The sequence below is a fragment of the Nocardioides lianchengensis genome, assembly GCF_900101465.1.
Taxonomy (GTDB): domain Bacteria; phylum Actinomycetota; class Actinomycetes; order Propionibacteriales; family Nocardioidaceae; genus Nocardioides; species Nocardioides lianchengensis.
In genome coordinates, this window is sequence record NZ_FMZM01000004.1 from 313,226 (window position 1) to 334,818 (window position 21,593).

A 21,593-nucleotide genomic window follows, 5' to 3' on the forward strand; every position below is an offset into this window, starting at 1 on the left:
AAGCCACCTACAGTCGGGCCCCGTGAGCCGCCTCGCCGTCGCCAGCCGCGCCAACGTCCCGCCGTTCCACGTGATGGACCTGCTGGCGGCGGCCACCGAGCGGCAGCGGACCCACGGCGACCTGCTCAACCTGCTGGCCGGGCAGCCGAGCACCGGGGCGCCAGGCCCCGTGAACGCGGAGGCGGTGCGGCTGCTGGGCAGCGGCGACCCGCTGGGCTACACCCCCGCGAGCGGGATCCGGGAGCTGCGCGAGGCGATCGCCGGCCACCACGCGCGGGCGCACGGGATCGCGGTCGACCCCGAGGAGGTCGTCGTGACGACCGGGAGCAGCGGGGGCTTCCTGCTGGCCTTCCTGGCCGCCTTCGAGGTCGGCGACAAGGTCGCGATGGCCCGGCCCGGCTACCCCTGCTACCGCAACGTGCTGACCGCGCTGGGCTGCGAGGTCGTGGAGATCCCGACCGGCCCGGAGACCCGGTTCCAGCCGACCGTCGACCAGGTCGCCGCCCTCGGGCCGGACGTCCGCGGACTGGTGGTCGCGAGCCCGGCGAACCCCACCGGCACGATGCTGCTCCCGAGCGAGCTGGCCGCGCTGGCGTCGTACTGCGAGGAGCAGGGGATCCAGCTGATCAGCGACGAGATCTACCACGGCATCGAGTACGCCGAGGAGCACCTGGCCCGCAGCGCGTGGGAGACCTCGCGGGAGGCGGTCGTGTTCTCCAGCTTCTCGAAGTACTTCTCGATGACCGGCTGGCGGATCGGCTGGATGCTGGTCCCCGACCGGCTGCGCCGCGCGGTCGACGTGCTCACCGGCAACTTCACGATCTGCCCGCCGGTGATCGCCCAGCGCGCCTGCCTGGCCGCGTTCGCGGACGCGTCGTACGCCGAGCTCGACGGCCATGTCGCCCGGTACGCCGGCAACCGCCGCCTGCTGCTCGACGGCCTGGCCCGGCTCGGCGTGACCCGACTGGCGCCCGCGGACGGCGCGTTCTACGTCTACGCCGACGTCGGCCACCTGACCGACGACACGATGGCCTTCGCCCACGACCTGCTGGCCCGCACCGGCGTCGCGATGGCGCCCGGCATCGACTTCGACACCGTCGACGGCGGCCGGTTCGTGCGGATGAGCTTCGCCGGCCCGGGCGCCGACATCGAGGAGGCGCTCGGGCGCATCGCCCCGGTCTTCGAGCGGGGTCGCGCGTGAGCACTGACGCGGACGTCGCGATCACCGCCGCCCTCGCGGGGGCGGCCGAGGTGCGCTCGAGGTACGGCGCACCGGTCACCCGACACAGCAAGGGCGGGATCGACTTCGCCACCGAGGCTGACCTGGCCGCCGAGCACGCCGTGCGCGCGGTGGTGCGGGCGGCCCGCCCCGACGACGCGTTCGTCGGCGAGGAGGAGGGTCTGCAGGGTGACCCCGACGCCGTACGGCGCTGGCTGGTCGACCCGCTCTGCGGCACCCTCAACTTCGCCGCCGGGACGCCGGGCATCGGCGTCAACGTGGCCCTGCTGGTGGCGGGCGAGCCCGGTCCGGCCGCGGTCGCTGATCCGCTGACCGGCGAGGCCTTCTGGACCGACGGGACCGGTGCCTGGGTCCGCGGCGTGGACGGCACCGATGCGCCTCTCGTCCCTTCGGCGGACTCCCGGCTGGTCGACGTGGACGTCGACCATGAACGCGCCTGGGCAGCCGCCGTACTGGCCTCGCCCGGGCTGGCGTCGTACGCCTTCCGCGGGTTCTCCACCAGCTTGGCCCTGGTCTGGGTGGCGGCGGGGCGGCGCGCGGCGTACCTCCAAGCAGGCGACCTGCGCGGCAGCGTGCACTTCGCAGCCCCGCTGGCGATCTGCCGGGCGGCGGGGGTGGTGCTCAGCGGGCTGGCGGGTCAGCCGGTGCTGGCCGACGCCGGCGGGTTGGTCGCGGCCGCCGACCGCACCACGCACGCCCGCATGCTGGACATCGTGTCCGAGGCGTGATCGGGGCGCCGTTTCAACCGCCCCCCGGAGGGAATGCGCCCCTCGGAGCGACCAGCGGGGAGGGCGAGGGCGATGTACGGCGACACCGAGGTCATGCGCCGCCGCGCGGGCCAGCTGCGCGAGCAGGCCGTCGACCTGCGATCGCTCGCCGACCGGGTCGTCGCCCAGACCGAGGCCGTCGCCTGGTCGGGCCGGGCCGCCGACTCGCTGCGCGAGCGGGTCCGTGACCGCGCCACCCACCTGCGCCGCTCGGCCGCGCGGCACGAGGCCGCCGCCGAGTCCCTGGAGCGCCACCTCCTCGAGGTCGACCGACTCAAGGAGCTGATCGCCGAGAGCGAGCAGCAGGCCACCCGGCTCGACCCCGACTCCTTCGCCGCCCCGCCCCCGGGCCACCGCGGCTGGCTGAGCACGGCGCTGCCCGGCCGGGCCGGGGGCGACGGGCCGTGACCCTCATCGACCTCAGCGCTCCACCTCCGGTGCCCGCCGGCATCCTGGACGCGCTGCCGCGCCGGGTCGCCCTGACCCTCCTGGAGCTCCAGCACGTCGCCGCCGCGGCGGGCGGCGCCCCGCTGCCGTTCGAGGTCCGCGACCCCGAGCGGCCGGACGGCACCGGCCTCGACGACCGGCTCGGCCGGAGCCGCCCCGCGTCCGACGCGGCGGCGTACGCCGAGGCGCTGGCCGCGCTCCACGAGCCGGTCTCCTCGCTGGCCCGACGCGGCCTGGTCGACCCGGAGGGTGCGGTCGACCCCGGCCTCGCCGGCGCCGTCGGCCTGCTGGCCAGCCCGGCGGTGGCGCTCGACCTGGAGGTCGTCGCCGAGGGCGTGCACGCCCGCGCCTGGCACCGCCTGTCGGCCGACGCCGTGGCCACCCTCGCGACCGTCGACGGCCTGGTCTTCGAGCTGGCCTGGTTCCCGGCGGCCCAGTGGCCGATCGAGCTCGCCCGGATCGCGGCGCTGCCGGAGGAGGCCGCCCTGCGCGACTCCGCCGTCCCGCGCGTGGTCCAGCTGCCCTACGAGCTCGCCGACGCCGCGGCCGAGGCGGTGCGGACCGACCGCGCCGACCTGCTGGCGGTCCTGGCCGAGCAGCACGCTGCCGTGACCGACGCGACCGGCTCCCCGCTCAGCGCGGTCGACGCGGGAGCGGTGCTCCGCGGGCTGGCCCTCGAGGCGCGCGGCCGGCTCCGCGCCATGGTCGCCGACGCCACCCGGACCCCGACCGCGACGGTCGGCGTCGTCTCCTGGACGCTGCTGGCCGACGGCTGGCACGCGCTGCGGACCCGCCACGCCGCCGACGGCGACCGCGTCGAGGTACGCCGGGTCGACGCCTCCGACCTCGCCGCCGACCTGGCCCCGGTGCTCGCCGAGGTGGCCCGATGACCGACGAGCCCCGCGTGACCGACCGGTACGACGACCTGGTGCGGCTGGCCGACGTCCTCGACCGGGTCGGGGCCGAGGTCCGCGCCCGCTCCGAGCTCGGCGACGCGGTGCTGGGCGACCCTGCGGTGGCGGAGTCGGCCGAGCTCGCCCCGCCGACCTGGAGCCAGGTCGAGGAGGACGTCCGGGCCGCCACCGGAGGCCGCCAGGGACTGCGCGGGCGCTCGCTCGAGCTGGACGCCGACGCGGTGGTGCTGCGCGCGACGGTGCTGACCTACCGCTGGATCGACGAGCTGCAGCGGGCGGCGTACGAGACGATCGGGACGATCGCCGGGCGGGCCATCGGCTACCTCGCGCCGGAGGTCGCGCTGGGCGGGGCGATCGTGTCGGCCGGGCTGATCGAGACCGACGCGCTCGACCGCGACGACGTCGCCGGCTACCTCGGCGAGCTGGCCGAGAACAACCCCGAACTGATGGACCACGTCTCCAGCGGGGGCGGCGGGCTGCTCGACGGGCTGCGGATGCGCTCGCTGCTGACCTCGGCCGCGCTGGCCGGCGACGCCGGGGCCGGTGCCGCGCGAGCGGGCATGCGGGCCCTCGGCGCCGGGCCGTTCGACGCCGGGTTCGGGCCGGCCCTCCGCGACGTCGCGGGCGGGCTCACCACCCCCGCCCCGGCGGCGACCGAGGCCGGGTCCTCGGTGCCGGTCGAGCGGCTGCCCGGCTCGATCTCCGACCTGATGCGCCGGCTGGGCCGCGAGGAGCAGCCGGTCGCGGTGGAGCGGCTCGGCCCCGGCCGGTACGTCGGCTACCTCCCCGGGCCGACCGGCGGACCGGGTCGCCGGCTGCGGCTGGTCGGCGGCGACCTGTCGTCGTACTCCTCGCAGGTGGTGCGGGCCCTGGAGGCGGCGGTCGCCGGGGACGACCACCACCCGCACGTCCTGCTCGTCGGCAGCGGCCAGGGCGGCATGACCGCCACCGAGATCGCCGTCGCGGCACCGTCGGCGGCGTTCACCGTCGACCAGGTCGTCACGGCCGGCGCCCCGTCGGCGCAGCTGCCGCTGATCCCCGACGGCACCCACGTGCTGAGCGTCGAGGACCGGTCCGACCCCGTCGTACTCCTCGGCTCGCTGCTCAACGCCGGCGCCGCGAACCGGGTGACCGTGGTCTTCGACAGCCGCGAGGAGGGCGACGACGACGTCCACGTCGCCGGCGGACTGGCCTGCGACGCCGCCCGGCACCCCGAGCTGGTGGCCGTCGTCGACCGGCTGCGCGCGCTGGGCTACCTGAGCGCCTGAGTCACGCGGGGTCGTCGGGCAGGGCGGCGAAGGCGGCCTTGGTGTCGCGGTACCAGCCGAGCGACTTCTTCGGGTGCCGCCAGCGGCCCTTCATGGCGTCCCGGGCCTCCTGGTGGGTCGCGTCGCCCGCCTTCTCGGCCTCCTTCAGGTGCTGGTCCTGGGCGTTGATGACGTCGTCGGCGCTCTCGCCGTGGTGCTCGAGGTCGCAGGGCCCTCCGAGGGCTCGGCAGGTCATGGTCTTCACGGTCGTCTCCTTCGGGTTGGTGTGCTGATCTGCTGACGAGTGGGAGCGGTCGGGTGTGACCGGCTCAGGTGCGCGGCGTCCCGCCGTCCCGTCGTACGACGGTCGCCAGGACCTCGGGTGCGGCGCGGAAGGTGATGGCCCGGACCAGGCCGTCCTCGATCGTGAAGTCGAAGACCACCTTGGCCTCGCCGAGGTGGAACCAGGCGGTCCCGGGGCGGTCGCCGACCAGGACGGGCAGGGCCGCGTGGGCGCTGCCGTTGAAGAACGTCGCCACCTCGTCGCGCCCCTCGATCCGGCTCGGGGTGCCGGCCAGCACGGCGGCGTCGTCGGCGCTGACGCCGGCGTCGGGGGCGAGCAGGCGGAGCAGCCGCTCGAAGTCACCGCCCTTGGCCGCGGCCATGAAGGCGTCGACCACCTCCCAGTCGGCCAGCCGGTCCTCGGGCCGGGGCTGGGCGACCTTGGCCCGGGCCCGCGACGCCAGCTTGCGCGCGGCCACCGGCGTCGTGTCGAGCAGGGTCGCGATGGTGGGGAAGTCGAAGCCGAAGCTGTCGTGGAGCACGAAGGCGACCCGCTCCCGCGGGGCGAGCCGGTCGAGCACGACGTTCAGCGCGAGGCCGACGGTGTCGGCCAGCACGACGTCGTCGGCCGGGTCGTCGGCCGTCCCCTCGGGCTCGACCTCGTCGGCGGGCACAGGCGTCCGGGCCCGCAGCCGGTCCAGGCAGAGCCGGGTGGTCACCGTCGTCAGCCAGCCGGGCAGGTTGTCGATCTCGGCCGTCGTGCCGTGCAACCGCAGCCAGGCCTGCTGGACGACGTCCTCGGCCTCGGCGTGGTCGTCGAGCACCCGCCCGGCGATCCCCACCAACCGCGGCCGCTCCGCCTCGAAGCGCTCCGTCAGGTCCACGGTCCTCCCCTTCCCTCGATGACTGGTCATCTTCCTGACGGGTGGGCCGGGGCAAAGGTGACCGGGTCACAGGATGTCGTGCACGAACTCCCCGAGCTGGGTCAGGTTGCGGCACTCGGCCATCGGCACGACCTCGCCGTACGCGCGGGCGGCGGAGTCGCCGGTGTCCCAGTGCCGGCGGTGCTCGGGGTTGAGCCACCAGGAGTGCCGGGCGGTCGCGGCCATCTCCTTCAACGGGCCGAGCGCGAGGTCGCTGTAGTTGGAGCGCGCGTCGCCGAGGACCAGCAGCGAGGACTTCGGCCCCAGGGCGTCGGGGTGCTCCTCGGCGAACTTGGTGAACGCCCGGCCGTAGTTCGTGCGGCCCCACAGGGCGGCGTGCGAGGTGCTGGCGGCCAGGTCGGCCATCACGTCGGCGACGTCCGCGCCCGGGCGGAAGTGCTGGGTGACCTCGTGGACGTGGTCGATGAAGGTGAAGGCCCGCACCTTCTGGAACTGGTCGCGGAGCGCGAAGACCAGCAGCAGGGTGAACTGCGCGAAGTTGGCCACCGAGCCGCTCACGTCGCACAGCACGACGAGCTCGGTGCGGTGCGGGCGCTTGGGCTTGTGGTGGGTGGTGAGCGGGACGCCGCCCGTGGACAGCGAGGCCCGGACGGTACGGCGGAAGTCCAGCGCTCCGCGCCGGTGCGCGTGGTGCTCCTGGGTCATCCGGGTCGCCAGCCGGCGGGCCAGCGGATAGATCTCGCGGCGCATCTCCTCCAGGTCGGACCGCCGGGCCTGCAGGAAGTCGAGCCGGTCGATCGTCGGCCGTACGGCGACCTTCGCGACGTGGTCGGGCCCCTTCTCCTCGGCGATCCGCCGTCGGGCGTCGTCCTCGACCATCCCGGTGAACCCGCCGAGCCGCCGCCCGGCCACCCGCTGCGCCTCCTCGCCGGTGCGGCCCTGGGCGAGCAGCGCGGCGACGATCTTGTCGACCAGCTCGCTCGGCGCGACCCGCTGCAGCGCGGTGTAGGCCGACCAGCTGGACAGGCCGGGCCCGCGGCCCGGCATCGCGCCGAACCGGCCGACCATCTCGGCCGCGAGCCGGGCCAGGGTCTGCTGGTCGCCCGCGGCGAGCGCGTCGAGCAGCTGCTCGCGGAAGGCCGCGAGCGCCGGCCCGTTGTCGCGGGGGCCGGGCGCGTCCTCGCCCGCCCCGGCCTCGTCGTCCGGCCCGCGGTCCGCCCCCGCGCCGACGAGCCGGGGGAAGTACAGGTCGAAGAGCGTGTCGAAGGTCGGCCGGAAGGACGGCTTCTTGACCAGCGTGGCGGCGTACCCCTCACGGAGGGTGGCACGGTCGTCCCACGGCAGCGCCTGCAGGGCGGTGACGGCGTCCAGGTCCTCGGCCAGCGACACGGGCAGCCCGGCGGCCCGCAGCGCCTCGAGGAAGGCGAGGTGGCGGTCGAGCAGCCCGGACCGGCTCACTTGCGCAGCCGCAGCTCTCGGACGGCGCGGTCGGTGTCGGAGGCGTGCTTGAGCACCACCCCGAGGGTGTCGTCGACGGCCTTGTCGTCGAGGTCCCGGATCTCCAGCGCGACCAGGGTCCGGGCCCAGTCGACCGACTCGGCGATCGAGGGGGCCTTCTTCAGCTCCAGCTCGCGCAGCCGGCCGACCATCGCGACCAGCTGCTCGGCCAGCCGGTCCTCGAGCTCCGGGACCTGCGACGACACGATCTCGCGCTCGCGCTCGGCGTCGGGGTAGTCCAGGTGCAGGAAGAGGCAGCGCCGCTTGACCGCCTCGGACAGCTCGCGGGTGGCGTTCGAGGTGAGCACGACGAAGGGACGTCGTACGGCGGTGACGGTGCCGAGCTCGGGGATGGTGACCTGGAAGTCCGAGAGCACCTCCAGGAGCAGGCCCTCGACCTCGACGTCGGTCTTGTCGACCTCGTCGATGAGCAGCACCGTCGGCTCCTCGCGCCGGATCGCGGTGAGCAGCGGGCGGGTCAGCAGGAACTCGTCGGTGAAGATGTCGTCGTGGGTCGCGTCCCACTCCTGCTCCCCGGACGCCTGAATGCGGAGCAGCTGCTTCTTGTAGTTCCACTCGTAGAGCGCGCGGGCCTCGTCGAGCCCCTCGTAGCACTGCAGCCGGACCAGCTCGGCGCCGGTCGCGCGGGCGACCGCCTTGGCCAGCTCGGTCTTGCCGACGCCCGCCGGACCCTCCACGAGCAGCGGCTTCTCGAGCGAGCCGGCGAGGAAGGCGGTGGTGGCCGTGGCCCGGTCGGCGAGGTAGCCCGCGGTGCCGAGACGGTCGACGGCGTCGGCGGGCGAGGCGAACCAGGTCGTCATCGCCCCATCCTCACCCACGCCCCGTCACCCGGTGCGGCCTGTGTCGTTGAACGGAACATCATGGCGCCCCGCTCCCTCCCCGCCCTGCTGCTCGTCGGCCTGCTCGCCGTCGGGCTCTCCGGCGGCGGGTCCGCCCCGGCGCCGGCCACCGAGGACGGCTACGAGCGGGTGGTCCGGCCGCTGCTCGTGCAGCACGGCTGCCGCCCGGTGGGCTTCGACGCCGTCGAGCGCCCCCGCGCCGCCCTGGTCCGCACGCCCCGGGGCCGCTTGGTCCTGGTCTCCGCCGCCCGCGGCCGCGCCGTGTACGACGGCCGCCGCCCCGGCGTCCTCGTCGCGGTCTGCACACGGCAGCCCTGAGGTCTCACCCTCCGGTGGGGTAGTCCGTCACAGGAGGGTTGCCAAGAGGGCTCTTGCCAACCCTCCTGTGACGGACTACCCCGCCGACCCCTCCACGGCCCGCGCCCCGTCGCGGTGCCGTCCGGCGAGCTCGCCGTAGTAGGCGGCGTTGGTCTCGATCCAGAACTCCGAGGAGGTGCCCTCGATCGGCTTGCGGGCCGAGGCCGGCGAGCCCGCGGCCACCACGCCGCCGGGGATCTCGGCTCCGGGCGTGACGACCGAGCCGGCGGCAACGAGGGTGCGCGGGCCGACGGTGGCGCCGTCGAGCAGGATCGAGCCGTTGCCGACCAACGACTGCTCGCCGACCGACGTGCAGTGCACGACGCAGGCGTGGCCGACGGTCGCGTTCGGGCCGACCACGAGGGTCTGGTCGGGGCCGGCGTGCAGGACGGAGTTGTCCTGGATGTTGCTCCCCTCGCGGACGACGATCGTGCAGACGTCGCCGCGGAGGACGGCGCCGTACCAGACGCTGGCGCCCTTCTCGACGGTCACGTCACCGATCAGGGTGGCGGTGGGGGCGATCCAGGCGTCGGGGTGGACCGAGGGGCGACGCCCCTCGAACTCGATGAGGTGCATGCCGCCCATTCCACACGGTCCGGGCGCCGGAAGGGGGTGCCGGTCCCGGGACCGGCACCCCCGCGGGCTCAGCGGAAGACCACGCGCCCGTTCTTGCGGACCACCAGGTGGAGCACCTCGACGGTCCGCGCGTCCGTCCGGACCCGCAGCTGGTAGCGACCGGCCCGGACCGACCGGAGGGTGCGCAGCTTGCCCAGCGGACCGCGGGCGACGACCTGGTCGCCCCGCTTCAGCACGCTCCAGCGCCCGGCGACCTGGCGGTAGCGGACCTGGCAGCGCACCTGGCGCCGCCCGTCGCGGGGCCGTACGACGCAGCTCACCCGCGCGGTCTTGCCCCGGGGGCCGCGGAGGCCGCGAGGACCGCGGTCACCCCTGTCCCCCTTGTCGCCCTTCACGCCGCCGGGACCCTGGGGCCCCTGCGGACCGCTCGCCCCGGGGGTGCCGGACTCGCCGTCCGGACCGGTCGGACCCGTCGGACCCGTCGGTCCCGGCGGCCCGGTCTCACCCGGCTCGCCCTGCTCCCCGCGCGGGGCCACGATGCTGAGCCCGGACAGCGGGACCTCCACCCGACCCTCGGCGGTGTTGGTCTCCAGCACCAGCTCGCCGGTCGAGGTCACCTCGGCCACCGACGGCGAGAACCGCACCAGGACGGCGCACGAGGCGCCCGGGGCGATCTCGGCGTCCCGGCACTCCTCGCCGGCCAGCACGAACTCACCGGCCGGGCTGGTGCCGGTACGGCGGAGCGCCACGTCGGTGATCCGCAACGGCTGGTCGCCGGTGTTCGTGACGACCACGGTCTGGCCGACCCCGGTCGTGCCGACCGGCTGCGTCGGGAACACCGGCGTCGGCGCGTCGACGCGGGGTCCGGGGCCGGAGAACGGGACCACCTGGACGACCCGCTCGCCGACGACCGGCGCGAGCGACGACTCGTCGGTGAGCTCGCGCATCGACTCGCTCGACACCCGCAGGGTCACCGAGCCCGCACGCAGGCCGGTGAGCTGCCGGGTCTGCGGGTCGAGGATCGCCACCTTGCGGGCCTCGCGGGCGGCACGGACAGCGGCCTCGCCCGTGCCGACGGCGAGATTCTCGTCGCCGGACCAGTCGACCGAGACCGGGTAGGACAGCGGCACCACGCGACTGCCGGGCACGACGCCCGACGGCTGCACCAGGTGTCCGCCGACGGTGGCGGTCCGGCTGACCTCGACGGTCTCGGGGGCGTCGACCACGGTCTCCTGCGAGAACGCCTTCACGTCCGCGGTCAGCCACTGCTGGGCCGCCGACGCGTCACGGTCGACGCCCCACTCGAGCCAGCCGGTGATGCCACCGCGGTCCGGCACGCCGTACGGCGACTTCCCGGAGGACGGGAGGACGACGTACGGGACGCCCTCGACGCGCTGCACGTTGGCGATCTGCGCGTGCGAGCCCACCATCGCGACGCCCTTGTCGCTGGTCGCGCGGAAGTCGGAGAGCAGCTTCTTGACCAGGCGCACCTCGGTGCGGTCGGTCAGCTGGCTCGACTTGGTCGCGGCCGGGTCGTCGACGGGGTGGTGGGCGAAGACCATCACGTTGTCGACGGCCTCGTCGGTCGCCGCGTCGGCGAGGGCGTCACGCAGCATCGGCAGCTGCTCCCAGTCCGAGGCACGCAGGTTGCCCAACGCGCTGTTGAGCAGGATGAAGCGGGTGCCCTTGTGGTCGAAGGTCCGGTACGGCGTCCCGAACTCCGCCTCCCAGTTCTCCAGCGTCGACTGCACGTTGTTCAGGCCGTAGGACTCGTGGTTGCCGGGCACGTAGTAGCAGGGGATCTTCCCGCTGGCGTGGTCGGGCGTGCTCTCCGGGGCCGGCTCGGCGCCGACCGCGATCAGGTCGCACCCGGCGGCCTCGAGGGTCTGACGCGCGAGGGTCACGTCGGCGGGCAGGGCCCGGTCGATGATGTCGCCGTTGAGCACGACCAGGTCGGGCTGCTCGCGCCGGATCCGGGCGAGGGCCGCGGCCGCGACCTTCGTCAGCTCCTGGGAGTCCGAGGTGAACTGGACGTCCGAGAGCGTCGCGAACGTCCAGTCGGCGTCCTCGTCCGCCTCCCCGTCGGCGGAGAACAGCGGGTCCGAGCGGAGCGGGTCCTGGGCGGGCAGCTCGATCTCGGACGGGACGTCGGCCTCGACGCCGCCGAAGACGAAGCTGCCGGCCCGCTGCTGGTCCACGGCGGTGTTGATGCCCTGGAAGGAGTTCCAGCGCACCGGGAAGGTCACCCCGGTCGTCGGGATGGTGAAGGTGACGTACTGCCACGGGTCGCCGGGCCCGACGCCGAGCGGCTCCAGGCCGGTCCCGTAGAGGCCGTGCGACTTGGCTGCGGCGTCCCAGAAGCCGGCGTAGGTGAGACCGGCGGGGACGAAGACGTCCGACTTGACCTTGATCCGGACGCGGAGGGGCTGGCCGGGGATCTCCACCCACCGGTTGGCGGCGCCGGCGGCGGTGATGCCCTTGTTGCGCGCCTGGACGAAGTCGAGGCGCACCCCCTCGGCCACCTTGCTGATGCTCGTCACGGAGGAGACCGGGTTCCCGGTCCACCGGCCGGTGCCGGCGGCCTCGTCGTCGAACGCGTACGGAGTCACGCTCTGCACGCCCACGGTGATGGGCAGCTTGACCGTCTGCCCGCCCGCGGAGGCGACCAGCACGGTGCCGCCGTCGGTCAGCGGGGTGATCCGCAGGCCGGTGCCGGACGGCTGGACCCGGATGACGCGCTCGTCGTACTCGAGCTCGAGGTCGGGCAGCTCGACCGGGGCGGTGAAGCCCTGGGCGTCACGCCCCGTGACGGTGACGCGTACGGCGTTCGCCGCGACCGGGTCGGTGATGGACAGCCGGCTGCTGGAGGTCTCCAGCGCGTGCAGGCGACCGAGCACCCGCACCCGGGTGGAGCCGGTGGCCCCGTCGGCGGTGCCGCGGACCGTGATGGCGCCGGACGCGTCGCGCGGGGCGGCCAGCAGGCCACTGTCGATCGTGCCCTGCGAGGTGCTCCAGCGGACGTCGCCGCGGGCGAGCGGGACCGGCGTCAGGTGGTCGTCGACGGCCTTGGCGGTCAGGGTCCGGTGCATGCCCGGGAAGACCTGGGCGTCCTCGGGGGCGGGGGTCACGACGAGCTCCTCGGCCGTGCCGGTCCCGGGGCTCACGAAGACGCCGACGCCGTTGGGGTCGAGCCGCTCGGCGCCGTCGGACGGGCTGTTGCGCACCGTCGCCCGGGTCTCGCCGAGGGGACGGGCGACCATCGTGGTCGACCCGCCGCCGTCGAGGTTGAACGCGGTCTCGGCTCCCTGGCTGACCATGAACGCGGCCAGCTGACGCATGGTCATGCCGTTGACCGGCGCCTGCCGACCGTCGTTGGTGACGAGCAGCATCGTGCGCCCGCCGTCCTTGAAGCCGATCACGGTGCGCGGGTGCAGGTCGTTGTCGAGCTCGCTGTCGGGGCGGGCCACGCCGTCGCGGACCAGCTCGCGGTTGGAGCCGATGACGAACTTCATCTGCTGGGCGACCGTGTCGCTGAGGCCGTAGTCGAGCGAGGCCGGGTCGCCAGAGGTCAGCGCCCGGATCGCCGCGGCGCCCGCCTCGCGCCCCACGAGGACGAAGGCCCCGTCGGGGATGGCGCCGGTGCCGGCGGCCGCGGGGTCGACCGAGACGACGACGCCGTCCTGCACGAGGACCGAGGCGACGTCGGCGACCCCCGGGACGGCGACACCGCGGTTGTACTCGCCCCACCCGGAGGTGAACGCGATGATCGAGCCCGGCGGCGTCCCCTCGGGGTTCTTGTTGGGCGCGTTGAGCGAGACGACCGGGTGCGTCGTACCGCCGAAGGTCGCGGAGGCCTGCAGCGCCATGTCGACGGCGCGGCCGATGCCGTCCCGGCCGACACCGACGTGGTTCCAGGAGCCGACGTCGGAGGACTTCAGGAGCCGGCCGTCCTTGACCGACGCCCCGCGGGGGGCGCCGGAGGCGTCGATGTCGAAGAAGTCGCCGTTGACGCCGGCGACCGCGCCGGCGGCGTCGGCCTTGCCCGAGATCGGGCCGCGGTCGGTGACGTGCTCGCCCGCGAGCAGGTCACTCGACACCGCCGGGTTCGCCAGGTCGGCCGTGAGGACCTGCTGGTCGAACCAGCCGGACGGCGTGACGGTCGTCAGCCGCCGCAGGCTGATGCCGGGACCGAGCGGCTCGGTCTCGTCGGTGAGGGTGAGGCTGTCGGCCGCCGCCAGGGCGGGGGCCTGGACGGACGTGGTGACGGGCGGAGCGGCAGCGGCCTGGGCTGCGGGCGTGGCGGCGAGGGTGCCGGCCGCGACGCCGCTGACCGCCAGCACCGAGATCGACGACCACCATCGTCGACTCGGGCGTGAGGATGCGTGGGGCATGGGGGTCCTTGGGATCCGAGCGGGCGCCCCGCGGTTGCGAGGCATCCCTTCCTCCCATCGGGACACCACGGGCCGTTGCCCAAGATGGCTCTTTAAGGTAAATGCCGGACGAACGTCGGCGACCTACTCCTCGCGGCGCATCCGTGCCTGCTCGCGCTGCGCGAGCCGCCGTACGGCGGAGCCCCGGACGCCCCGCCGGATCGCGTCGGCCAGCACGGACCCGGCCTGCTGCTCGCAGCCGCAGGCCCGCAGCGCCGCCGCCCGCTGGACGAGCAGCAGCGCGAGCGCGTCGTCGGTGTTCGTCATCCCCTCGGTCAGCTCGACCAGGTCGTGCGGGCGGTCGGTGCGGCGATAGAGCTCGGCCAGCGCCAGGGTCGCGACGACCGACGGGTCCAGGTCCTCGGCCACCTCCACCGCGGCGTCGAGGTCGCCGAGGTCCCGCTCCACGGCGACCAGGGCCAGGCCGACTGCGTCCCGCGAGATCGGTACGGCGGCCTGGACGTGCTCGGTCAGGTCGATGCGCACCGTCGCGTGGGCGAGGTGGTCGAGGAGGAACGGATGCCGCTCGACGGGGCAGCCGGCCTGCCAGGCGTCGCGCAGCAGGGGTCGCGCCGAGCCGGCGTCGGCGGCGTACGCGGCCAGGCCGGCGAGGGTGGCCCCGAGGACGGCGTGACCGTGGCGGGTGGCGACCTCGTGCACGCGGTCGGGGTCACCGAGCAGCAGCGAGCGGTGCAGCCGGTGCTCCCAGGGCGGGCAGCGCCGGCCGGGAGGGCGGGGTGACCGCTCCGGCGCGAGGGGTACGACGGACCGCAGCGCGAGCGGCCGCTGCACGCCCGTTCCGGGTTCCCGAAGGGTGAGGCGGACGCCCGGCAGGACCTTGTAGGCCGTGCTCCGTCGGAAGCCCATGACGGCGTGGTACCCACCGTCCGGCCGACTATCGGACAGTTTTTCAGCCTGCGACGTGGCCGACCCGCGAGCGGTCGAGAGCCCCGGAGAGGGCGTCCAGGGTGACCGGCTTGCTGACGTAGTCGTCCATGCCGGCGGCGAGGAACCGGTCGCGGTCGCCGGAGAGCGCGTTGGCGGTCAGGGCCACGATCCAGGGCTGCACCGGCAGGTCGGTGTCGCGGATCAGGCGGACCGCCCGGAGGCCGTCCATCACGGGCATCTCGACGTCCATCAGGATGGTGTCGAAGGCCCCGGTCCGCACCGCCTCGACCGCCTCGCGGCCGTTCTCGACGACGGTCGGGACGATCCCGATCCGACCGAGCATCCGGACGACGACCTTCTGGTTGACGACGTCGTCCTCGGCGACCAGCACCCGCCGCTCGGAGTGGTCGAGGACCGCCTGCGCGGCGCGCGGCACCGGCGGGGGCTCCTCCTCCACCCGGTCGTGCACCATCCGGATGGTCACGGTGGTGCCGACCCCGACCTCGGACTCCAGGTCGATGGTGCCGCCCATCGCCTCGACCAGCCGGCGCGAGATGGCCAGGCCGAGGCCGGTGCCGCCGTACTGCCGGGTGCTGGAGGCGTCGCCGCGGACGAAGGAGCGGAACAGGTCGGGGATCCGCCAGCGCGGGATGCCGATGCCGGTGTCGGTGACCCGCAGGACCACCTCGAGCCGGTGGCCCCACGGCGAGCCGACGAGGTCGCAGTCGACGCTCACCGAGCCCTGCTCGGTGAACTTCATCGCGTTGCCGACCACGTTGACCAGCACCTGACGCAGCCGCATCGCGTCGCCGCGCAGGGCGGGCGGCACGTCGGGCGACTGGCGCAGCCGCAGCTCGATCCCCTTGGCCTCGGCGTTCGCGACGAACATCGTCAGCGTCTCGTCGAGGAGCTGGGCCATCGAGAACGGCTGGTTGGCGTACTCGAGGCGGCCGGCCTCGAGGGCGGAGTAGTCGAGGACGTCGTTGACCAGGGCCAGCAGGTGGTTGCCGCTCTGGTGGGCGGTCTCGGTGTAGTCGCGCTGCTCCTCGTCGAGCTCGGTGAGCAGCAGCAGGTCCGTCAGGCCGAGTACGGCGTTCAGCGGCGTGCGGATCTCGTGGCTCATGGTCGCCAGGAAGCCGGCCTTCTCCTGCGCCGAGGCCTCCGCGGCCTGGCGCGCGGCGGTGAGCAGCTCCTCGGCCTCGTGCCGCTCGGTGATATCGGTGAGGACGCCGAAGAAGCCCTCCAGCTCGCCGGCGTCGCTGTGCAGCGGCGAGAGGTCGAGGGAGACCCAGAACTCCTCGCCGTCGGCGGTGTACTGGGCCAGCTCGGTGCGGATCGGCAGCCCGCGCGCGCCGGCCTCGTCGATCTGGCGGAGCACCTCGCGGCTGGTCGTCTCGCCGGTGAGGAAGTCGGCCGCCCGACGGCCGCGGATCTCGTCCAGCCGGTAGCCGGTGGTGCGCTCGAACGCCTCGTTGACCCAGGTGACGTGGCCCATCCGGTCGGTCGCGACCAGCGCACTGTCGGTGGCCTGGACGACCCGGGAGTAGAAGGTGAGCTCCTCGTTGAGCTCCTCCAGGTTGCGGAGCGCGGAGAGGCGGTGCCGGTTGGTGCGGACCAGGAGCCAGGCGCCGATCACGGTGAAGGCGATGCCGGCGATGAAGAGCAGGCTGAGCAGCACCAGCATCCGGCGCATGTCCCACAGCATGTCGGCGGTGGTCTCGCTGGCGGCGGCCGCCTGCTGACGGCGGTTGATCTCGCCGGCCGCGGCCAGGGTGTTGTAGTCCTCCTCGAGCCGGCTGATCCCCTCGATCGCCGCCAGCCGCGCGTCGGCGGCCCGGTCGCCCTTCCCGAGCGACTCGCGCACGTAGGGCCGGACCTGGGTCAGCCAGCGGTCCTCGACCTCCTGGGCCTCCTGGACGAGGGCCTGGGAGCCGAGCACGTCGCGCTGCTTGGGCAGCGCGCTCTCGCGGACCCGCTGGGTCACGAACTGCTCCCCCAGCCGTACGTCGGCCGGCCTGGCCCGCTCGCGGAGCAGGAGCTCGAGCCGCAGCAGCTCGCGCTGCACCTGCCCCAGGGTCCGCGGGTCCGCCTCGATCAGGGCCTGGGTCTCGTCGATCCGTCGGGCCGTGTCGCGCGACCCCACCACCAGGTCGGCCGAGACCGCGACGCTGACCGCGAGCATCAGGAACCCGAGCACGCCCAGGGCGACGCCGCGGGGACCCTGCCCACGGAGCAGACGCATCATTCGACCTCGATGCTCCTCAGCTGCCAGATCCAGCGCGGGTCGTAGGTGACGGGGTCGAGCCCGTAACCCTCGGTCGGGTAGACGAAACGGGTGGGCCCGTAGTTGGCGACGCTCATCCGCTTGCCGTTCATGCGGGTCGCCAGCATCAGCGGCAGCTCGGTGGCGTCGGTGACCGGCACGTCGACAAGGTAGTCGTTGAGGGCCTCGGTGCGCATCGTGGTGCCCTCGTCGGCGCCGGCGAGCTCCAGGACGGTGCGTACGAGGGGACCGCTGAAGGTGGCCCGACCACCGGTCGCGAGGTCGTCGTCCACGGCGTACTCGACGGTGCCGAGGGAGTCGAGCTGGGCCAGGTCGAGCCGGAGCTCGTCGCCGACGTTCGTCGTCGTACCTCCCCGGACCACGAGGACCACCTTGCCGGAGGGGCGCGGGACGGGGTCGCCCGGGTGCAGGGTGGCCTCGGAGACCCGGAGGTCGGCCTGCTCGTCGTCCCCGCCGGCGCCGGCCACGGCGACCGCACCGACCGCGTCGTCACCCGACGCCGAGCACCCGACCAGTCCGAGGAGCAGCGGGACGGAGGCCAGCAGGGCGAGGGCAGGGCGGACGTACGACGGACGGGTGAGGAGCATGCCCTCAGGCTGGTCGACGCAGCCCAAGGGATCGACAAGCGAAGTTCAGGATTCCGACAAGATCAATCGGCATTCGTACTCCCGCCCTGGTCGGACCTCTTAGGCTCGCAGTATGGAAGCAGTCGACCGTGCGGTGCTGGAGCGCCTCGCGGACGAGCTGGGGGACCACGAGGCGGTCGTCGAGATCGTCCGCGGGTACCTCGACCTGCTCCCGAGCCGGCTCGACGAGCTGGACATCGACCCGGCCACCGAGACCGGCGACGAGGCCACCCGCCCGCGCAGGCTCGCGGCGCACACCCTGAAGTCGGGCGCGATGCTGCTCGGGGCGAGCGCCCTCGCCGGTGCCGCCGAGCAGGTCGAGCACGGCGGTGGCTCGGTCGAGGCCGTGCGCGTCGAGGCCCGGTCGGCCGCTCGCGACTGGCGGCGCTGGCTCGCCAACGCGCTGGCGCGGAACCCGCGCCACCAGTAGCCGACCCTCGTGGGTCAGGTGCTGGGGTCGAACTTGTAGCCCACGCCCCGCACGGTGCGGATCGGGTCCTCCTGGGCGAGCGCCTCGCGGAGCTTGCGGCGCAGGTTGCCGATGTGGACGTCGACGACGTGGGCGTCGCCCTGGGCGTGCCCCCAGACGGTCTCCAGCAGCTGGACGCGGGAGAAGACCCGCCGCGGCGCCCCGCTGAGCACGTGGAGCAGGTCGAACTCGATCCGGGTCATCGCGACCGGGTCGCCGTCGACGGTGACCTCGCGGGCGTCGGCGTTGAGCTCGAGGCGGCCGAACGAGGAGCCGCTGCCGGTCTTGGGCTGGCGCGGACGGCGCCGCATCGCGGCGATCCGCGCGGACAGCTCGACCGGGGAGTACGGCTTGGTGACGTAGTCGTCGGCCCCGACGCGGAAGCCGACGATCTTCTCGACCTCGGCGCTGCGGCCGGTGACCATCAGGACGTAGGCGTCGCTGAAGGTGCGCAGCTCGCGGCAGACGTCGAAGCCGTCCATGCCGGGCAGGGCCACGTCGACCAGGACCAGCTCAAAGTCCTGCTCGCGAGCGGCCATCAGGCCCCGCTCGCCCGAGGTCGCGACGTGCACCTCGAAGCCTTCTTGCTCCAGGATCCGGCGGTTCAGACGCACGAACTCCTCGGCGTCCTCCACCACGAGGGCCTTCGGCGCTAGCATTTTCCCACCTTAGTCACGGTTACAGGGAGGTGAACCGGTTTCCGGGTCTTCCTGGACGGCACGAACGATCGGGCTGATACTCCGGGGCGATCTCTGCCGCCCCGTCCGCGCTGGAAACCGTCGCCGTTGCCCTCTCCCGCAACGACATCCTGACCCCTGAGCACCTTTGTCGACCGAGATCGACACCCGCACGCTCGTTGCTGCCGGGCCAGGACTCCAGGACGGACGAAACCCCTGACGGGATCTCTCCCGTCAGGGGTCCCCCTGATCCTTCGTACTGGCGGTGGCGGAGGGATTTGAACCCTCGGTGGGCTTGCACCCACAAACGCTTTCGAGGCGTTCTCCTTAGGCCGCTCGGACACGCCACCGCCGAGGAATGTACCGGAGGCGTCCGGGGGCGACGAAATCCGGTCGGGGTGCCCGGAGCGCCGCCGGGGTCAGGCGGGCGCCCAGGCCGGGTCTCGTCCGGTGGCTCCGGCGAGCCGGTCGAGGGCGGGCGCGTCGTCCGGCACGGGCACGGGCGGGCCGAAGAGACCGCCGTCGTCGGCCGGCTCGCCGGCCGCTCCGCCCTCGGGCGGCTCGAAGGAGGCGACGAAGCCGAGGCAGGCCTCGACGGCGGCCGGGTCGGCGTCGTACGGCTGGCCGGTCGCGCGGGTCAGGTCCCAGCCGTGGACCACCACCTCGTTGACCGCCACCAGCACCGCGACCTCGCCGGGCAGCTCGACGGGACCGGCCATCGTGAGGCCGTCGTACGCCTCCGGGGACCGCCAGGCCTCCGCGAGCCCGGCCAGCCGTCCAGAGATCCGCTCGCGCCAGCCCTCCCCCAGGCGGGCACCGTCGCCCGCCGGCTGGGCCCCGCCGGGCAGGACCTCCTTGCGGGCGGCGGCGGTGAAGGCGAGCGCCAGGCCGTCGACGTGGTCGAGCAGGTCGGCGACGGAGTACGCCGGGCAGGGCGTCGGCCCGGCGAGCTGCTCGTCGCCGATCGCGGTCACCACCCGGGCGAGCTCGCGGCAGGCGGGGCGGAGGTCGAGGATCGTCATGGTGGTGCTGACCGGCCGCGGGCCGGGATCTCATCGGCCAGCGCGGACTGTCGGCGCCCTCCCCTAGCGTCCAGCCATGACCCTCTCCCTCGGCATGATCAACTTCGACAGCACCGACCCCGGCCCGCTCGCCTCCTGGTGGGCGGAGCAGACCGGCGGCGAAGTCGCCGACCCGTTCGGCGGCACCTTCTTCCTGGTCCGCGGCGGCGACCTGCCGCTCGTCCTGGCCTTCCAGCTGGTCGGCGATCCCACCCCGGGCAAGAACCGCCTCCACCTCGACCTCGCCGCCCCCGACCTCGACGCCGAGGTCGCCCGACTGACCGCGGCCGGCGCCACCCTGGTCGGCGACCGCGGCGACGAGAACTTCCGCTGGGTCACCCTCGCCGACCCGCAGGGCAACGAGTTCTGCGTGTCCTCGCTCGCCGACGCCGAGGCCGAGCTCAGCGCTGGCTGAGCACTGGGCGGTCCATGATGATTCCCGTGGCCGCGTCGACCGATCCATCCCCGCCCGTCGTCTTCGGCGCCGGGGTGGCCCTGGGCGTGCCCATCGGTGCGGCACTCCTGGTCAGCTGGTGGATCGACACCACGTGGAGCGTCGCTGTCGCCACGGTCGGCCTGATCGCAGCCGGGCTGCTGAGCTGGCGACCGCCGGGACGTCCGCTGGCCGTCGGACTGGCCTGGGGGACCCTGGTCGGCGCACTCGTGCTGTACGCCGCGTTCTGGGCGATCCTGCCGATCGGCGGCTGACGGGTTCGCTCACTGGCCGACAGCCCATCTCGATCAACCCGTCCCGGCCGGTCCGATGCTGCCCGTCGGCGACTGACGGGTCCGCTCACTCGCCCACAGCCGGAACATCAGGTACGCCGCCACCGCGCAGAGCAGGTGCCAGACCGCGTGGCCCTGGATCAGCGAGTGCGGGTCGCACCAGGCGGACTTGGTGACGTTCCAGATCGTGAAGGCGAGCAGGATCGAGCCGAGCGCGCCCGCGCCCCACCGCAGGTCGGTGCGCAGGCCGTCAGCGCGGCGGCGCCAGAGCCGGACCTCCATCACGACCGCGGTCAGCAGCAGGACGGCGAAGGCCACGTTGCCGGCGAAGTCGACGACGGGCACGCGGCCGTCGTACAGGCCGACGAGCTCACAGCCGGCGACGAAGAGGCTGAACAGCTGGGCGAAGAACACGCGACCCTGACCGACCCAGCGCATCAGGGCGTAGCCGGCGGAGAAGGAGGCGACGAGGTACATGCTGAGCATGTCGAGGTGGCCGCCCCACTCCGACTGGGTCGCGTGCATGGCGGCACTGGCCGGTCCGAGCAGGACGACGACGCAGGCGTACGCCGTCGCCAGCCCGCGGTGGCGCGGCAGCACCTCGCCGAGCCGGTCGGCGCGGCCGGCGTGCCAGGCGATCAGCAGGCCGGCGACGACGAAGCCAAGGTTGGAGAACGAGTTGGCCGGCTGCTTCACGTGCCCGTCGCGGGGGTGCTCGCAGAAGTTGGCGCCCCGTCCGACGTCGGCGCCGAGCCAGCCCTGGCCGACGGCCAGCACCAGCAGCCCGACCGACACCACGGTCACGGCGCCCGTCAGGGCGAGGGGGCGGAGGGACCGGGTCGGCACGCGCTCAACCTAGCCGTTGACACGTCAACGAGGCCGTGTGTTGACCCGTCAACCTGCTCTACCCTGATCCGCGTGGCCGGGCTGGACGAGGGTGAGCGCGAGCTCTGGGACGCCTGGAAGCGGTCGACCGAGGGCGTCCGGGCTCGGATCAACGCGGAGGTGGCCGGCGAGACCGGGCTCTCCGAGGCGGACGTCAGCGTGCTGACCCACGTGCACGACGGGGGCGGCGGGGCGTTGCGCCAGCACGAGCTGGCGGTCGCGATGGGCTGGCACCGCAGCCGACTCTCCCACCACCTCAGCCGGATGCAGGAGCGCGGACTGGTGACGCGGGAGAGCGTCGCGGGCGGGGTCGAGCTCCGCACCACGACCATGGGCCGGGCCGCGCTGCTGCGGGCCCGACCGGTGCACGCGGCCGCCGTACGACGACACCTGGTGGACGCCGTGCCGGCGCGCGACCGGGACCGCCTACTGACCCTCCTGCGCCTGCTGGCCGACTGACAACTGCGTTGTCACGT

22 protein-coding genes and 1 tRNA gene are annotated in these 21,593 nt (G+C 74.0%); 10 read left to right on the forward strand and 13 right to left on the reverse strand.

The window, feature by feature from the left end:
- Positions 1-22: 22 nt before the first annotated feature.
- From BLT76_RS09395 to BLT76_RS09415, 5 genes are all read left to right on the forward strand, one after another.
- Positions 23-1,201, forward strand: coding sequence for a pyridoxal phosphate-dependent aminotransferase (locus tag BLT76_RS09395; protein WP_244509340.1), 1,179 nt, complete (start codon positions 23-25; stop codon positions 1,199-1,201).
- A complete protein-coding gene (locus BLT76_RS09400) occupies positions 1,198-1,968 on the forward strand; it encodes an inositol monophosphatase family protein (RefSeq protein WP_090854251.1) in 771 nt (256 codons plus the stop codon). Before BLT76_RS09395 ends, BLT76_RS09400 begins: the two co-directional genes overlap by 4 nt.
- A 72-nt stretch (positions 1,969-2,040) precedes the next feature.
- Complete coding sequence (locus BLT76_RS09405; RefSeq protein WP_090854254.1) at positions 2,041-2,415, forward strand: hypothetical protein; 375 nt, start codon at positions 2,041-2,043, stop codon at positions 2,413-2,415.
- Positions 2,412-3,344, forward strand: coding sequence for a hypothetical protein (locus BLT76_RS09410; protein ID WP_090854257.1), 933 nt, complete (start codon positions 2,412-2,414; stop codon positions 3,342-3,344). Before BLT76_RS09405 ends, BLT76_RS09410 begins: the two co-directional genes overlap by 4 nt.
- Positions 3,341-4,636, forward strand: coding sequence for a hypothetical protein (locus tag BLT76_RS09415; protein WP_090854260.1), 1,296 nt, complete (start codon positions 3,341-3,343; stop codon positions 4,634-4,636). Before BLT76_RS09410 ends, BLT76_RS09415 begins: the two co-directional genes overlap by 4 nt.
- A 1-nt stretch (position 4,637) precedes the next feature.
- Here BLT76_RS09415 and BLT76_RS09420 read toward each other — a convergent pair whose 3' ends face one another.
- From BLT76_RS09420 to BLT76_RS09435, 4 genes are all read right to left on the reverse strand, one after another.
- Positions 4,638-4,871, reverse strand: a complete 234-nt coding sequence (locus BLT76_RS09420; RefSeq protein WP_218856745.1) for a hypothetical protein — start codon at positions 4,869-4,871, stop codon at positions 4,638-4,640.
- A gap of 73 nt (positions 4,872-4,944) precedes the next feature.
- Complete coding sequence (locus BLT76_RS09425; RefSeq protein WP_170866988.1) at positions 4,945-5,781, reverse strand: sigma-70 family RNA polymerase sigma factor; 837 nt, start codon at positions 5,779-5,781, stop codon at positions 4,945-4,947.
- 66 nt (positions 5,782-5,847) lie between these two features.
- Positions 5,848-7,239 carry a vWA domain-containing protein gene (locus BLT76_RS09430; RefSeq protein ID WP_244509341.1) on the reverse strand — a complete coding sequence of 464 codons (1,392 nt, stop codon included), beginning with the start codon at positions 7,237-7,239 and terminating at the stop codon, positions 5,848-5,850.
- Entirely contained in the window at positions 7,236-8,099 is an 864-nt protein-coding gene (locus tag BLT76_RS09435; RefSeq protein WP_090854271.1) for an AAA family ATPase, read from the reverse strand. The genes BLT76_RS09430 and BLT76_RS09435 overlap by 4 nt, the downstream gene beginning before the upstream one ends.
- A gap of 60 nt (positions 8,100-8,159) precedes the next feature.
- Between BLT76_RS09435 and BLT76_RS09440 the strand changes: the two genes are divergently transcribed.
- On the forward strand, positions 8,160-8,456 hold the full coding sequence (locus BLT76_RS09440) for a hypothetical protein (protein ID WP_090854274.1): 297 nt from the start codon (positions 8,160-8,162) through the stop codon (positions 8,454-8,456).
- Positions 8,457-8,531: 75 nt separating this feature from the next.
- On the opposite strand, the gene BLT76_RS09445 is transcribed toward BLT76_RS09440, so the two are convergent.
- From BLT76_RS09445 to BLT76_RS09465, 5 genes are all read right to left on the reverse strand, one after another.
- Positions 8,532-9,071, reverse strand: a complete 540-nt coding sequence (locus tag BLT76_RS09445) for a gamma carbonic anhydrase family protein (protein ID WP_090854556.1) — start codon at positions 9,069-9,071, stop codon at positions 8,532-8,534.
- Between the two features lie 68 nt (positions 9,072-9,139).
- Positions 9,140-13,411: a phosphodiester glycosidase family protein gene (locus BLT76_RS09450; RefSeq protein WP_211752825.1), complete on the reverse strand. Its 4,272-nt coding sequence runs from the start codon at positions 13,409-13,411 to the stop codon at positions 9,140-9,142.
- A gap of 174 nt (positions 13,412-13,585) precedes the next feature.
- Positions 13,586-14,368 carry a hypothetical protein gene (locus tag BLT76_RS09455; RefSeq protein ID WP_090854280.1) on the reverse strand — a complete coding sequence of 261 codons (783 nt, stop codon included), beginning with the start codon at positions 14,366-14,368 and terminating at the stop codon, positions 13,586-13,588.
- 43 nt (positions 14,369-14,411) lie between these two features.
- On the reverse strand, positions 14,412-16,631 hold the full coding sequence (locus tag BLT76_RS09460) for a hybrid sensor histidine kinase/response regulator (protein WP_170866989.1): 2,220 nt from the start codon (positions 16,629-16,631) through the stop codon (positions 14,412-14,414).
- The gene (locus tag BLT76_RS09465; protein ID WP_090854286.1) at positions 16,631-17,260 is read right to left on the reverse strand and encodes a putative pterin-binding protein; all 630 of its coding nucleotides are present in this window, start codon (positions 17,258-17,260) and stop codon (positions 16,631-16,633) included. Before BLT76_RS09465 ends, BLT76_RS09460 begins: the two co-directional genes overlap by 1 nt.
- A gap of 112 nt (positions 17,261-17,372) precedes the next feature.
- Here BLT76_RS09465 and BLT76_RS09470 point away from each other — a divergent pair, with 112 nt between their 5' ends.
- A complete protein-coding gene (locus tag BLT76_RS09470; RefSeq protein WP_139175460.1) occupies positions 17,373-17,729 on the forward strand; it encodes an Hpt domain-containing protein in 357 nt (118 codons plus the stop codon).
- Between the two features lie 14 nt (positions 17,730-17,743).
- Here BLT76_RS09470 and BLT76_RS09475 read toward each other — a convergent pair whose 3' ends face one another.
- From BLT76_RS09475 to BLT76_RS09485, 3 genes are all read right to left on the reverse strand, one after another.
- Positions 17,744-18,427: a response regulator transcription factor gene (locus BLT76_RS09475; RefSeq protein WP_090854292.1), complete on the reverse strand. Its 684-nt coding sequence runs from the start codon at positions 18,425-18,427 to the stop codon at positions 17,744-17,746.
- Positions 18,428-18,705: 278 nt separating this feature from the next.
- Positions 18,706-18,795 (reverse strand) — tRNA-Ser (locus tag BLT76_RS09480).
- A gap of 69 nt (positions 18,796-18,864) precedes the next feature.
- A complete protein-coding gene (locus BLT76_RS09485) occupies positions 18,865-19,467 on the reverse strand; it encodes a TIGR03086 family metal-binding protein (RefSeq protein WP_090854296.1) in 603 nt (200 codons plus the stop codon).
- Positions 19,468-19,543: 76 nt separating this feature from the next.
- On the opposite strand from BLT76_RS09485, the gene BLT76_RS09490 reads away from it, so the two are divergent.
- Positions 19,544-19,921 (forward strand): VOC family protein, encoded by a 378-nt coding sequence (locus BLT76_RS09490; protein WP_090854299.1) that lies wholly within the window; start codon positions 19,544-19,546, stop codon positions 19,919-19,921.
- Positions 19,922-19,947: 26 nt separating this feature from the next.
- A complete protein-coding gene (locus BLT76_RS09495; RefSeq protein WP_090854302.1) occupies positions 19,948-20,214 on the forward strand; it encodes a hypothetical protein in 267 nt (88 codons plus the stop codon).
- A gap of 33 nt (positions 20,215-20,247) precedes the next feature.
- Here BLT76_RS09495 and BLT76_RS09500 read toward each other — a convergent pair whose 3' ends face one another.
- Positions 20,248-21,078 (reverse strand): ceramidase domain-containing protein, encoded by an 831-nt coding sequence (locus tag BLT76_RS09500; RefSeq protein ID WP_244509342.1) that lies wholly within the window; start codon positions 21,076-21,078, stop codon positions 20,248-20,250.
- Positions 21,079-21,150: 72 nt separating this feature from the next.
- Here BLT76_RS09500 and BLT76_RS09505 point away from each other — a divergent pair, with 72 nt between their 5' ends.
- Positions 21,151-21,576, forward strand: coding sequence for a MarR family winged helix-turn-helix transcriptional regulator (locus BLT76_RS09505; protein WP_090854304.1), 426 nt, complete (start codon positions 21,151-21,153; stop codon positions 21,574-21,576).
- The last annotated feature ends 17 nt before the right edge of the window (positions 21,577-21,593 follow it).

What these genes read in the sequence shown, in the direction of transcription:
- BLT76_RS09405 (WP_090854254.1), top strand. Translation starts at nt 2,041, where the DNA reads ATGTACGGCGACACCGAGGTCATGCGCCGCCGCGCGGGCCAGCTGCGC.
- BLT76_RS09415 (WP_090854260.1), top strand. Translation starts at nt 3,341, where the DNA reads ATGACCGACGAGCCCCGCGTGACCGACCGGTACGACGACCTGGTGCGG.
- BLT76_RS09420 (WP_218856745.1), bottom strand. Translation starts at nt 4,871, where the DNA reads ATGACCTGCCGAGCCCTCGGAGGGCCCTGCGACCTCGAGCACCACGGC.
- BLT76_RS09435 (WP_090854271.1), bottom strand. Translation starts at nt 8,099, where the DNA reads ATGACGACCTGGTTCGCCTCGCCCGCCGACGCCGTCGACCGTCTCGGC.
- BLT76_RS09440 (WP_090854274.1), top strand. Translation starts at nt 8,160, where the DNA reads ATGGCGCCCCGCTCCCTCCCCGCCCTGCTGCTCGTCGGCCTGCTCGCC.
- BLT76_RS09445 (WP_090854556.1), bottom strand. Translation starts at nt 9,071, where the DNA reads ATGCACCTCATCGAGTTCGAGGGGCGTCGCCCCTCGGTCCACCCCGAC.
- BLT76_RS09455 (WP_090854280.1), bottom strand. Translation starts at nt 14,368, where the DNA reads ATGGGCTTCCGACGGAGCACGGCCTACAAGGTCCTGCCGGGCGTCCGC.
- BLT76_RS09460 (WP_170866989.1), bottom strand. Translation starts at nt 16,631, where the DNA reads ATGCGTCTGCTCCGTGGGCAGGGTCCCCGCGGCGTCGCCCTGGGCGTG.
- BLT76_RS09465 (WP_090854286.1), bottom strand. Translation starts at nt 17,260, where the DNA reads ATGCTCCTCACCCGTCCGTCGTACGTCCGCCCTGCCCTCGCCCTGCTG.
- BLT76_RS09470 (WP_139175460.1), top strand. Translation starts at nt 17,373, where the DNA reads ATGGAAGCAGTCGACCGTGCGGTGCTGGAGCGCCTCGCGGACGAGCTG.
- BLT76_RS09475 (WP_090854292.1), bottom strand. Translation starts at nt 18,427, where the DNA reads ATGCTAGCGCCGAAGGCCCTCGTGGTGGAGGACGCCGAGGAGTTCGTG.
- BLT76_RS09485 (WP_090854296.1), bottom strand. Translation starts at nt 19,467, where the DNA reads ATGACGATCCTCGACCTCCGCCCCGCCTGCCGCGAGCTCGCCCGGGTG.
- BLT76_RS09490 (WP_090854299.1), top strand. Translation starts at nt 19,544, where the DNA reads ATGACCCTCTCCCTCGGCATGATCAACTTCGACAGCACCGACCCCGGC.